The organism is Burkholderia sp. ZZQ-2 (assembly GCF_050768715.1).
GTDB classification, from domain to species: domain Bacteria; phylum Pseudomonadota; class Gammaproteobacteria; order Burkholderiales; family Burkholderiaceae; genus Burkholderia; species Burkholderia cepacia.
In genome coordinates this window covers 52024-64179 of record NZ_LDVA01000261.1, presented here as the reverse complement: position 1 = coordinate 64179, position 12156 = coordinate 52024, and the positions used below count along the sequence as shown (strand labels likewise).

Below are 12156 nucleotides of genomic sequence, written 5' to 3'. Positions count from 1 at the left end.
GCGACGTCGGTCGAGGCGTAGTTTCATCTCGTGCCCCCGCTTTCGTCTTTCGAAATCCTGACGTATTTCAAAATGCTTTCCATCCATGTCGCATGCGCGATTCGATGCCGGGACAGTCGAAATTTGCATAGCGTTTGTGAACGGAATTACGGCTGCATACGTTCGCGGTTGACGGTGCCGCGCGCCATGTCCGGCGCGCAGCGGCCTCGATGCGCGGCGTGATGGCGCGTCGCACAGCCGCAGGCGCCGACGGGCCCGGATCGCGGTACGGTCCGAACGAGATCACGCAAGCACACGAGGATGCAGTCATGGCATCGATTCCCGAACCCGCGCCGACCGGCGACACCAGCAAACGGAACTGGCTCGAATCCCACGAGGCCGGCTATCACAAGACCCTCGGCAATCGACAGGTGCAGATGATCGCGATCGGCGGCGCCATCGGTACCGGCCTGTTCCTCGGCGCGGGCGCGCGCCTGCAGGCCGCCGGGCCGTCGCTCGCGATCGTCTATCTCGTGTGCGGCGTGTTTTCCTTCCTGATCCTGCGCGCGCTCGGTGAGCTCGTGATGCATCGCCCGAGCAGCGGCAGTTTCGTGTCGTATGCGCGCGAATTCCTGGGCGAGAAAGCGTCGTTCGTCGCCGGATGGATGTATTTCCTGAACTGGGCGATGACCGGCATCGTCGACATCACCGCGGTCGCGCTCTACATGCATTACTGGGCGCCGTTTTCGGGCGTGCCGCAGTGGATCTTCGCGCTCGCCGCACTGTGCATCGTCGCGACGATGAACCTGATCGGCGTGAAGTGGTTCGCCGAGATGGAATTCTGGTTTGCGTTGATCAAGGTCGCCGCGATCGTGCTGTTTCTCGTGATCGGCAGCGTGATCCTCGGCACCGGCGGGCACGTCGCAGGCCATGACACGGGCATGCACCTGATCACCGACAACGGCGGGTTCTTCCCGCATGGGCTGATGCCGGCGCTGGTGCTGGTGCAGGGCGTGGTGTTCGCGTTCGCGGGCGTCGAACTGGTCGGCACCGCCGCCGGCGAATGCAAGGACGCGCGCAAGGTGCTGCCGCGCGCGATCAACAACGTGATCTGGCGCATCGCGATCTTCTACGTCGCGTCGGTCGTCCTGCTGGTCTGCCTGCTGCCGTGGAGCGCGTACAAGGCGGGCCAGAGCCCGTTCGTCACGTTTTTCGGCGCGCTCGGCGTGCCCGGCATCGGCTCGGTGATGAACCTGGTGGTGTTGACCGCGGCACTGTCGAGTCTCAACTCGGGACTGTATTCGACCGGGCGCGTGCTGCGTTCGCTCGCAATGGGCGGCTCGGCACCGGCGTTCCTCGGCAGGATGAGCGGGCAATCCGTGCCGTACGCGGGCATTCTCGTGACGGTCGCGATCTACGTGGTCGGCGTGCTGCTCAACTACCTGGTGCCGTCGAGCGTGTTCGAGATCGTGCTGAACATCGCGTCGCTCGGCATCATCAGCACGTGGGCATTCATCGTCGTGTGCCAGATGAAGTTCCGCGCGGCGGTCGCGCGCGGCGAGGTGGACGACGTGTCGTTCAGGATGCCCGGCGCGCCCGTGACGTCATGGCTGACGCTGCTGTTCCTGCTCGGCGTGCTGGTCCTGATGGCATTCGACTATCCGAACGGCACGTGGACGATCGCGTCGATCCCGCTCGTCGCGCTGCTGCTCGTGGCCGGCTGGAAGTGGCTGAGCGGCCGCGCGCACCGCGCGTCGCTCAAGCCGACGATTCCGTCGGTCGCGCTCACGCAGAACGTGCTCGAGAAGGACGGCGACTGACGGGACGCGCGACGAGGCGCGGCCGCCGGCCCGGTTGCGGCGCGCCCGCTCAAATTTGCTTGCAGCCGGTATGCCCGGATCCGGTTCTGCGGCGTATGGTCGGTTGCGGCGCGTGCGCCTCGATACGTTCGATGCGCTTGCCGGCCGGTCGGGCGACAGGCCGGGGGCGCGGCTGTGATGCGCGCGACGGTTTCTACGTGAAGCCGACCGTCGTCGTACCGAAGTCGTTGCAGCCGAGCGTGTGCCGCAACGAAAGCTTCGGGCCGGCCACGCGGGTTGCGCGGCCGGCCGCCGCGCGTGTCAGAACCGCGTACTGAATCCGACCCGCGCGATCGACTGCAGTGCGCCGCTCGACGCACCGTTCGCGTCCATCACGCCGTTGATCTGCGCGTTGCTGCCGTGGTTCGCGCGCTGATGCACGCCCGCCACGTACACCATCGTGCGCTTCGACAGCCAGTACTGGACGGCCGCCAGGAACTGGTGCGCGTGCGCATTGTCGAGTGTGTCGTTGCCTTTCATGTAGGTGTAGCTCGCGCCGACCACCCACGCGGGCGACGGATGCCACGACGCGCCGGCTTCCGCCGACCACGCGCCCGCGCCGTTCGCCGAGTTCCGTACGGTCGTCACGAGCGCCTTCCCCGTGACCGTGCCGAGTGTGTAGTGCACCCCTGCGCCCCAGTTGCGCACGCTGGTCGGCGGAAGCCCCGCCGACGCGCCGTATTTCTGGTTCGTATAGGCCGCGCCCGCGCCGAACGGGCCGTTGTCGTAGCTCGCGCCGACGCTGACCGTATTGTTCGCACCGACCGACCCCGCGACGTTCCCGAAACCGTACAGCGCGCCGAAGGTCAGGCCCGACAGCGACGGGCTCGTGTACTTGACGGAATTCGCGACGCGATTGCTGCCCGCGACGCGATCCCAGTCGAACGCGCCGGTGGGGTTGTTCGGCAAGGCGAGCTTGTCGAACGGCCCGTTGCGAAAGCCGTACAGGCCGACGAGATCCTGCGCGATCTCGTTGCCGCCGGCGGCGAGCGCATCGACCATGAACTCGTACTGGTTGCCGAGCGTGAGCTTGCCGTAGCGGTCGTTCTCCAGCCCGACGTAGGCCTGCCGAGCGAACAGCCCGCCGCCGATGATCGAGCCGTTGCCGAGCGAATACTGGTTCACGAGCCGGAAGATCGCGCGCGTGCCCGCGCCGAGATCCTCCTTGCCTTCGAAACCGAGCAGGTTCGGAAAGAAGATGTTGTCGTCGAACTTCGCGTTGCCGTGGCCGCCTTCGTTGCTGACGTAGCTGATGCCGGCATCCATCAGCCCGAACATCGTCACGCTGCTCTGCGCGAACGACACGGCGGGAAGGGCGCATGCCGCGAGCGCCAGAAGGGTCTTTTTCGTCATCTCCATTGTGCTCCTCACATGTTTCCGGTCAGGCCGGATATTTTTAATTGGACTACTGATTTATATGAATAAAACCCGAGCCGGGCGATTCCCGGTTCGGTGGCAACCGGAGCGAACCGGTGTGCGGCTGGCATCGGCCGGCATCGGCTGGAACCGCGTGCCCGCCGATGCCCGCCGATGCCTGTCGAGCGCGCGCTAGACCGTCGAATACCCGCCGTCGACCGGCACGACCGCACCTGTCACGAACGACGCGGCGGGCGAGCACAGGAACAGGATCACGTCCGCGACTTCGTTGGCCGTGCCCCAGCGCCCGAGCGGCGTGCGTTCGAGGATGCGTCGTGACGCCTGCGTGTCGGCCATCAGGCCGCTGCTGAGCGGCGTGTCGATCCAGCCGGGCGCGACCGCGTTCACGCGGATGCCGCGATCGGCCCACGCCTGCGCGAGCGAGCGCGTGAGCTGTGCGATGCCGCCCTTGCTCGCGCTGTACGCGGGGCGATCCTTGCTGCCGAAGTACGTGTACATCGATGCGACGTTGACGATGCTGCCGCCTTGTACGGACAGCGCCGGCAACGCGGCGTCGGATGCGCGCATCACCGACGTCAGGTTCACGTTCAGCACGAGTTCGAACTGGTCCATCCGGTATTCGTCCGCGTGCCGGCTGATGCCGACGCCGTTGACGAGCACGTCGAGCCGCGGCAATGCGGCGATCGTGCGCGTCAGTGCGTCGCTGTCGGTCACGTCCAGTTCCATGCACCGGACGCGCGGATGCACCGGCGCGTGCGGGCCGGTAGCGTCGAGCCCGAGCGCAACGACCGATGCGCCGGCTTCCGCGAAACGCCACGCCGTGCTTGCGCCGATGCCCGATGTGCCGCCGGTTACCGCGACGGTCCTTCCCTCAAATAACCACTGGCGACTCATGTTCGACACTCTCGACGGCGTGGGTGGAGCGCGCATGCCGCTGCGCGGGGGAAACCAGGATCTTGATCTGCGTACGATCGGCGAGCAGCGCGTCGAAGCCGTCGGCGACGGCGTCCTCCAGCGACACGGTACGCGTGACGATCGACGTGAGATCGAGCGCGCCCGACGCGACGATGCGCAGCAGGTCCTCGTACGCATGCCGGTAGCCGACGCTCGCCGTGAAGGTCAGCTCGTCGTTGACCGCGCGGAACGCGTCGAAGCCCGCCTGCGGCATCAGGCCGACCATCACGACGCGGCCGCCCTTGCGCAGCGCCAGCATCGCCGCCTCGAACGTGGCCGGCAAGCCGGCCGCCTCGAAGCTCGCGTCGACGCCGAGCCCGCCCGATGCCTCGTGGATCGCATCGCGCAGCACGGACGCGTCGAGCGTGCGCGCATTGAACGTGTGCGTCGCGCCGAAGCGCGCGGCGGCCGCGAGGCGCTCGGTCGACACGTCGACCGCGACGAGGGTCGTCGCACCCTGCAGCTTCGCGAGCTGGATCAGCAGCAGGCCGATCGGCCCGAGCCCGAATACCGCGCACGTGTCGCCGAGCCGGAGCTCGGCGCGGCGCAGCGCGTGCAGCGCGACGGCCGCGGGTTCCATCACGGCGGCCTGCTCGAGACTCACGCCGTCGGGCAGCCGGTGCAGCATGTAGGCGGGCACGACCGCGAAGTCGGCCATCCCGCCGTCGCCCATCAGCCCGGCAAAGCCCATCGACACGCACAGGTTGTACGACCCCGAGCGGCAGTACGCGCACTGGTGGCAGCGATATTCGGGCTCGACGGCGACACAATCGCCCGGAATCAGCGTCGTCACGCCTTCGCCGACTTCGACGACGGTGCCGCAGAATTCGTGGCCGAGCGTCAGCGGCGCGGTACGGCGCGACAGCGGATGCGGCGTGTCGACCGGAATCGCGTGCGGGCCGTCCGCGTATTCGTGCAGGTCGCTGCCGCAGATGCCGCAATACGCGACCGCGATGCGCACCTCGCCCGGCCCGGGGCGCGGCGTATCGATTTCCACGAGACGGACGTCGCGCGGGCCATGCCATTGAAGTGCACGCATGTCAGCGTCCTCCGAGGTTCTGTGTATCGAGACGGTTCGCGGCCGTGCCGGCGAGCGCGCGCTTGCGCAGCACGGCGGGCGCGGTTTCGACGAGGCCGAACGACAGCACGCACGCGAGGATCGCGCCGGTGGCCGACGTCCACATCGCGAACTGCAGGCCGTACTTGTCCGCGGCGAAGCCGGCGACGGTCGGCGCGACGAAGCCGCCGATCAGCTCGCCGGCGCCCATGATCAGCCCGAGCGCGCTGGCGATCGCGCGCGGCGGCACCGTTTCCGCCGGGATCGTCGCCATGAACAGCGTGAAACAGCCGAGGCCCGTGTAGGTCGCGAGCACGAGCGCGCAGAGCGCCCACAGCGAATTCGCGTGAATCATCGCGACGGGGCACGCGGCGGCGACCAGCGCGAACACGATCATCGTCGGCTTGCGGCCGATCCGGTCGGAGATCGCGGGCACCGCGAAACCCCAGAACACCCACGCGGCGCCGAGGCAGGTCATCACGACGCCCATGTCGGCAGGGGACAGGTGGCGGCTGTCGACGAGGAACACCGGCGCGAACGAGATGATCACGATGAACCACGTGAGGAAGAAGCAGCTGATCAGCACGCAAAGCAGGATGTTGCGTTCCTTCAGCAGCGCCCAGCGGCTGATCGCCGCGCCGCCCGCGGCCGGTGCGCCGACGGTGTCGGCCTGCGCATGCCGTGCGCCGCCGGGCGGCACCTCGCGCACCCAGCGCCAGATGCAGAACGCGATCAGGAAGCCGGGAATGCACGATACGAAGAACGCATGGCGCCAGCCGTGCGCGGTCGCGATGCCGATCACGACCGGCGGGCCGATCATCGCGCCGAGCAGGCCGGCGGCGGAGCCTTGCAGCAGGCCCATGTTCAGCCCGCGGCGGCTCGGCGTCGAACTCTCGACCATCAGCGACTGCGAGAGCGGCAGCACCGGGCCTTCGGCGATGCCCATCAGCGCGCGGAACGCGATCAGGCTCGCGAAACCGCCGACGAGCCCCGACAGCGCCGAGCACACGGAAAAGCCGATCACGGCGGCGATCAGCAGCGGCTTGCGCGTGCCGCGCGCGTCGGACCACGCGCCGGTCGCGGCGCCCGACAGCGCCCACGTGAGCGCGAGCGCGGACGACACCATGCCGAGCTGCGCATTCGTCAGGTGCAGCTCGGCGGACATGAACGGGAACAGGAACGACAGCGCGAGGCGGTCGAAGAACACGAAGCCGAACGTCATGAACAGGATCAGCAGCAGCCTGTTCTCGTACGTCCAGGCGGGCCTGGAGGAGGAAGGGGATGTCATGGTGAGCCTCGCCGCGCGTCAGCGGAACAGCTTCTCGATCGCTTGCGCGCCGAGGCCGACCTTCTCGTAGTGCGCCTTGCACATCGCGATGTACGAGTGCACGTCGAAATAGCCGTCGGGCTGGCCTTCGTCGTCGAGCCAGATCAGCGGCCCCTTGACGATGAAGAACGCGCGCATCGGCTCGGGGTGATCGAATGCGACGAGCGTGTGGCCCTCGCCCGGCGTCTCGTAGACGAAATCGCCGCGCGTCGCGGTCCATTCGTGCTCCAGGTAACCCCACTTGCCCGACAGCGTGTAAGCGAACACCTCGTGCGGGTGATAGTGCCGGTTCACGAGCCCGGCTTCCTTCGCCATCAGGATGTCGCACCATTTGTTCTGCGACGGCGAGATCCATAGCGGCCGCGACGAAACCGTTTCGGTGAACGGAACGTAATAGCGCTCGTCGTCGGTGGCCGCGTTCGCGATGTAGGCTTCCGGAAGCGCATCGGGCTTGAACGGATTGGCAATCGGCGGGATGTTTTGCCAGAATTCGGCTACGGCTTGGTCGACCACGGTTCGTCTCCTTGTGTTTGGATGTCGTGGGCTCGACTTTAGCCAGCAGGTGCGCGCCGCTCTTGACTGGGCTGGACGAATTGCTTGATCGGGCCGGACATCGCACCGCACGACGTTTAAACGATCCATCCCCCAATTTCGCATTGCATGGCGCTCCGCACGACGGGCGCCAGCAGGAGGCGACGTGACGAATTCGACCGTTTTTTCACGCACGCGAGGCTCGACGGCCGACGTGCCGGTTCGCGACCGGATGGCGTACTGGGACGCGTTCAATGCAGAGACGCTGGTCGGCCTGCGCTGCTCGTCGCTGTCGCCGGCCGGGCTCGAGGTCGAGAAGACCGACATCGCGCTGCCGGGCCTCGGCATCGCCGACATCAGCGGCCAGGATCACGTGATCGAACGCAGCCCCGCGCTGGTGCGCCAGTTGCCGAAGGAGTCGTTGTTCGCGTGCCAGATCCTGAGCGGGCGTGCGTATTTCATCCAGCACGACCGGTGCCTGCTCGCGGAAGCCGGCGATGTCGTCGTCTACGACACGCGTGTGCCTTATCTGTTCGGATTCCTGACACCGATGCGGCAGTTGCTGATCGATATCCCGGTCACGACGCTCGACGACCGGCTCGATGCGGAACTGGCGGCGCTGCCGCTGCGGATCGCGCCGAAGCCGGGCGCGGGCGCGATGCTCGGCGCAACGTTGCGCGCGAGCGTCGAGCGGTTCATGAAGGACCCGGTCGAGCGCGATGCCGCGCAATTCGCCGAGCACACGCGCACGCTGATCGCGGAACTCGTCGACGCGGAAGTGAACGGCGCGGGCGCGTCGCGCGCGTCGCTGTCGTACCTGCTGACCGCGAAGCAATACGTCGCGACGCACCTGGGCGACCCGGAGCTCGGGCCGCAGGCGGTTGCCGACGCGGTCGGGCTGTCGCTGCGCCACCTGAGCCGGCTCTTTGCGGCCGAAGGCGAGTCGATCACGCAGCACATCTGGTCGGAGCGGCTGGCGCACGCGCATCGCGAGCTGACCGATGCGCGGCTGCGCAAGACGAGCATCGGCGAGATCGCGTTTCGCTGGGGTTTCTCGAGCCAGGCGCACTTCAGCCGGGCGATTCGCGAGCGCTACGGCGCGTCGCCGATGGCGTTGCGCGATGCGGCGCACGCGGCCGGCCGCTGATACCGGCGGTCGATGCGGAGGAGCGGCGGCGCGTGTCCCACGCGCCGTTTTTTCGTGCAGCGAACGACGGCGCAAATGCGCCGCGCCGCGTCATTCCGCCAGCATGAATTCGGCGCAGCGCTCCGCGATCATGATCGTCGGCGCGTTCGTGTTGCCGGACACGATCCGCGGCATCACCGACGCATCGCAGATCCGCAGGCCGTCGACGCCCTGCACCGAGAGGCGCGGCGTCACGACCGCATGTTCGTCGCTGCCCATGCGGCAGGTGCCGGCCGGGTGATAGACGGTTTTCGCGCGGCGCCGCACGTAGTCGGCGAGTGCCGTATCGGTCAGCGTCTCGGCTTCGCGCACGATGCGCGCGAGCGACGGCGCGCGGATGATCCGCCGCGCGAGCGCGACGCCGCGCACGAGACCGTCGACATCGGCCGGGTCGGACAGCGCGCCGCTGTCGAACAGGATCGGCGCGGCCGGATCGTTGCCGCGCAGTTGCACCGAGCCGCGCGAGCGCGGCCTGAGCAGGCACGGGTTGATCGACAGGCCGTGGCCGGGAAGCGGCTCGCGATCGACGTCGCCGACGAGCGTCGGCAGCACGTGGAACTGGATGTCCGGGCGGCCGCTGCCGGTCGTGTCGACGAACGCGCCGGATTCGACGACGTTCGACGTCAGCAGGCCCGTGCGGCACAGCATCCACTGCAGCCCGTGCCGCAATGCCTTCAGCCCGCGATCCTCGCCCAGCAGGCTCACGGGTGCGTGGCTGCGGCCGTAGATCGAGACTTCGAGATGATCCTGGTAATTCGCGCCGACGTCGCGGCTGTCGTGCAGCACGTCGATGCCGTGCGTGTGCAGGTGCGCGCCGGGCCCGATGCCCGACAGCATCAGCAGCTTCGGCGTGCTCAGCGCACCGGCTGCGAGCACGACGTCGGCGCGCGCGGCGGCCGAACCCGTCGCGCCGCTTGCCGTCCGCCATTCGACGCCGGTCGCACGCCGGCCGTCGAACAGGATGTGCGTCACGCGGCAGCCGGTCAGCACGCGCAGGTTCGGATGCCGCAGCGCGTCGGCGAGATAGGTGGCCGCGGTACTGCCGCGCCGGCCGTCGAAGATCGTCGTGTGGTAGAACCCGACGCCCTGTTGCGCGGCGCCGTTGAAATCGTCGTTGTAGGCGATGCCGGTTTCCTGCGCGGCTTTCACGAAGGCGAGGCTCAACGGATGCCTGAAGCGCGTGTCGCCGACCTTCAGCGGCCCGTCGGTGCCGTGAAACGGCTCGGAGAGGCGCAGGTGCGATTCGGCACGCCTGAACACGGGCAGCACGTCGTCCCAGCCCCAGCCCGTGCAGCCGAGCGCGGCCCAGTCGTCGTAGTCGTCGCGCGTGCCGCGCACGTACAGCATCGCGTTGACCGAACTGCCGCCCCCGAGCGTGCGGCCCTGCGGCACGTAGGTCCTGCGGCCCGCCGCACCGGCTTGCGGCTCGCTCTCGAACGTGACCGTGCGGCGCGTGCCGAGTACGCGGATGAACGTCGCCGGTATCCGGATGAACAGGCTGTCGTCCTTCGGGCCGTCCTCGAGCAGCAGCACGCGCCTGCCGGCCTTCACCAGCCGGTGCGCGACCGTGCAGCCGGCCGAGCCGCCGCCGACGACGATATGGTCGTACGTCTCCATCCCGCTTCTTCTCCTTGCTGTCGGGCGGCGAAACGAGTGCCGCCGCGCAGGAAGCCAGCTTAGCGGCCGCCATGCGGCCCCGTTTGACCGGGACGGACGTGGTGTTTGCCTCGCAGGGACGCGGCGGCGGGTGGACGGTGGCGGGCTACCGCGCGTCGGCCGGCGCCGGCGCCGACGCGCGCGACTCGCTCGGCGTCTCGCCGAAGCGCGCGCGATAGCTGCGGCTGAAGTGCGCGCTGTTGTTGAAGCCCCAGCGGAACGCGATTTCGCTGACCGTCAGGTGCTTCAGCGACCGGTCGCGCAAGTCGGCGCGGCAGCGTTCGAGCCGCCGCGCAAGGATGTAGCGCGTGAGCGGCGTTCCTTCGATCTCGAAGACGCGCGCGAGCTGGCGCGGCGACAGGTTGATCGCGCGGCTCACCGACTGGCTGTCGAGATCGTCGTCGGCGAGATGGCTGTCGATGAACGCTTTTGCGCGCGACAGCGTGTGGACGGTCGACTTGGTCGGCGACGCGTCGCCGTCGCGCAGCCGCAGCATCGACTGCACGAGATCGAGGATCGCGGCGGCGCGCCGTTCGCGCGCACCGGGCGTCGGCTCCTGCGGCGCGGCGAGCAGCGCATACACCTGCCGCACGGCCCACGATGCGACGCCGTCGTCACGGTCGATCTTGACGAGGCTGCGGTAGCGCCACGGGCCGACGCGCGCCTCGAACACGTCGCGCGGCACGTCGAGCACGGTCATCGCCATGTCGGCGGGAAAACCGTGGCCGTACGGCATCGACGTGTCGTAGAGCACGAGGTCGCCGGGCCCGTGCTGCATGCAGTCGACGTCCTGGAACGTATAGCCTTGCCCTGCGTGCATCAGGCAGATGAACACGGCATCGCGCTGGTCCGCATGGATGTTGTGCGGCGTGCGCACGACCGCGTGCCGGTTCGCGACGATGTCGCAGGCGCCGAACAGCCCGAGATCGCGCTTGCGCAGCGTCGCGTCGATGCCTTCCGACGACTTGCCGCTGCATTCGATCCGCACGAGCGTGCGCGCCACATGGTCGACCCAGAAGTCGACGCGTTCGTGGCCGCGCACGGCGCGCGTCGAGATCGTGGCGATCTCCGTGCTGGTGTCCGGCATGACGTTCTCCCGATGACCGCCTGAGCGGCGCAGTCTCGGGTACGTCGGAGCGCGTGGTCAATCCGTGAAAGACCCGGGACACGCCTGTGACGCCCTTGCAGCGGGGCATGGCGGGCGCAGGCGCGATCGATGTCCGGCCGAGTCAAGGGAAGCGGCCGTGTGAGTCAAGACACGTGTGCGATTTCGGGTTAGGTCGTGCCGGGTTACTTCGACGAAGACGACGGCAGCCCGAGCGACACGTCCTGCTCGTAGCCCATCTTGCCGCCGCGGTATTCGACACTGACGTAGCCGGCCCGCCGCGCGTCGGCGACGTTCGCGTAGATAGACGTCATCACCATTCCGGCGTCGCAGTCGAGCGCGATCGTGCGGTCGATGCGGCCCGTCGCGATGTTCACGGCCCGCAGCGACTGCATCGCGAGGCCGCACTTGTCAGACAGCGCATAGACGCCGACCAGCATGTGCGTCTTCGTGCGATACCACATCGGAATATCGACGGTGCCGTCGAGCCGGACGTGATCCTGATCGTTGTCGTTCAGTCGCCCGACTTCATTCAGCGTGACGGGTAATGTCTTGCGGCCGTCGTCCCAGGTGCCGGTTGCCGTTTGACCGGCGACGTTCAGCGCGATCGGGCAGGGCTTCGGCCGCGACGGCGATGCGGCGGGCACGACCGGCGAGTCGGCGTTCGATGCCGGCGGCGATGCTTCGCACAGCGTCATGCGGCCATCGGGCTCACGGCGGCCCTGCAACGGAATCGGCTTGCGATGCGCATCGTAGTAGTAGCTGCCGTCGACGCGCCAGCGGCCCGCGTCGTTGCGGTTGATTGCGTCGTAGGTCTGCAGCGACACGTGGACCGGCGCGGTGCCGATCGTGCCGGTGTAGTTGACGACCTCGTACCAGCCTGCATAAGACGCGGCCGACGCGCAGGCGAGCGGCACGGCGAGCATGGCGGCGAACGGGCAGGCGTAGCGGGCGCGACGGGTGTTCCGGGGCATGGGCGCTTTTTGTGCGTGGTGTGGGTCCGGGCGTCACGGATATCGGTCCGGCCGTGTCGAGCCGTGCGGCGGGCCGCCCGTGCGCCGCCATTGTATCCATCCGCCCCACCCGAATGCCCTGCCTCCGCGCATGCGGTGACAAGGGCGCGTA

General features: G+C 68.2%; 10 protein-coding genes. 2 read left to right on the top strand and 8 right to left on the bottom strand.

Annotation, left to right across the window (positions count from 1 at the left end):
* Positions 1-308 precede the first annotated feature (308 nt).
* Positions 309-1799, top strand: coding sequence for an L-asparagine permease (ansP, locus tag ABY44_RS19190; RefSeq protein WP_027790119.1), 1491 nt, complete (start codon positions 309-311; stop codon positions 1797-1799).
* Positions 1800-2099: 300 nt separating this feature from the next.
* Here ansP and ABY44_RS19185 read toward each other — a convergent pair whose 3' ends face one another.
* The 5 genes from ABY44_RS19185 to ABY44_RS19165 form a co-directional block, all read right to left on the bottom strand.
* Complete coding sequence (locus ABY44_RS19185) at positions 2100-3191, bottom strand: porin (RefSeq protein WP_060175099.1); 1092 nt, start codon at positions 3189-3191, stop codon at positions 2100-2102.
* Between the two features lie 195 nt (positions 3192-3386).
* On the bottom strand, positions 3387-4109 hold the full coding sequence (locus ABY44_RS19180; protein WP_027790116.1) for an SDR family NAD(P)-dependent oxidoreductase: 723 nt from the start codon (positions 4107-4109) through the stop codon (positions 3387-3389).
* The gene (locus ABY44_RS19175; protein WP_060175070.1) at positions 4087-5208 is read right to left on the bottom strand and encodes a 2,3-butanediol dehydrogenase; all 1122 of its coding nucleotides are present in this window, start codon (positions 5206-5208) and stop codon (positions 4087-4089) included. The genes ABY44_RS19180 and ABY44_RS19175 overlap by 23 nt, the downstream gene beginning before the upstream one ends.
* Position 5209: 1 nt before the next feature.
* Positions 5210-6514: an MFS transporter gene (locus tag ABY44_RS19170; protein ID WP_027790114.1), complete on the bottom strand. Its 1305-nt coding sequence runs from the start codon at positions 6512-6514 to the stop codon at positions 5210-5212.
* 18 nt (positions 6515-6532) lie between these two features.
* A complete protein-coding gene (locus ABY44_RS19165) occupies positions 6533-7066 on the bottom strand; it encodes a 2,4'-dihydroxyacetophenone dioxygenase family protein (protein WP_021157568.1) in 534 nt (177 codons plus the stop codon).
* 184 nt (positions 7067-7250) lie between these two features.
* Here ABY44_RS19165 and ABY44_RS19160 point away from each other — a divergent pair, with 184 nt between their 5' ends.
* Complete coding sequence (locus ABY44_RS19160) at positions 7251-8231, top strand: helix-turn-helix domain-containing protein (RefSeq protein WP_060175071.1); 981 nt, start codon at positions 7251-7253, stop codon at positions 8229-8231.
* Positions 8232-8321: 90 nt separating this feature from the next.
* On the opposite strand, the gene ABY44_RS19155 is transcribed toward ABY44_RS19160, so the two are convergent.
* The 3 genes from ABY44_RS19155 to ABY44_RS19145 all read right to left on the bottom strand — a co-directional run bounded on the left by ABY44_RS19155 (position 8322) and on the right by ABY44_RS19145 (position 12005).
* Positions 8322-9887 (bottom strand): GMC family oxidoreductase, encoded by a 1566-nt coding sequence (locus tag ABY44_RS19155; protein ID WP_060175072.1) that lies wholly within the window; start codon positions 9885-9887, stop codon positions 8322-8324.
* 145 nt (positions 9888-10032) lie between these two features.
* Positions 10033-11013, bottom strand: a complete 981-nt coding sequence (locus ABY44_RS19150; RefSeq protein ID WP_027790110.1) for a helix-turn-helix domain-containing protein — start codon at positions 11011-11013, stop codon at positions 10033-10035.
* Positions 11014-11216: 203 nt separating this feature from the next.
* Positions 11217-12005, bottom strand: a complete 789-nt coding sequence (locus ABY44_RS19145; RefSeq protein ID WP_060175073.1) for a hypothetical protein — start codon at positions 12003-12005, stop codon at positions 11217-11219.
* Positions 12006-12156 lie beyond the last annotated feature (151 nt).

Coding starts and splice junctions, on each gene's coding strand:
- ansP (WP_027790119.1), top strand. CDS start 309: ATGGCATCGATTCCCGAACCCGCGCCGACCGGCGACACCAGCAAACGG.
- ABY44_RS19175 (WP_060175070.1), bottom strand. CDS start 5,208: ATGCGTGCACTTCAATGGCATGGCCCGCGCGACGTCCGTCTCGTGGAA.
- ABY44_RS19185 (WP_060175099.1), bottom strand. CDS start 3,191: ATGACGAAAAAGACCCTTCTGGCGCTCGCGGCATGCGCCCTTCCCGCC.
- ABY44_RS19150 (WP_027790110.1), bottom strand. CDS start 11,013: ATGCCGGACACCAGCACGGAGATCGCCACGATCTCGACGCGCGCCGTG.
- ABY44_RS19180 (WP_027790116.1), bottom strand. CDS start 4,109: ATGAGTCGCCAGTGGTTATTTGAGGGAAGGACCGTCGCGGTAACCGGC.
- ABY44_RS19155 (WP_060175072.1), bottom strand. CDS start 9,887: ATGGAGACGTACGACCATATCGTCGTCGGCGGCGGCTCGGCCGGCTGC.
- ABY44_RS19145 (WP_060175073.1), bottom strand. CDS start 12,005: ATGCCCCGGAACACCCGTCGCGCCCGCTACGCCTGCCCGTTCGCCGCC.
- ABY44_RS19170 (WP_027790114.1), bottom strand. CDS start 6,514: ATGACATCCCCTTCCTCCTCCAGGCCCGCCTGGACGTACGAGAACAGG.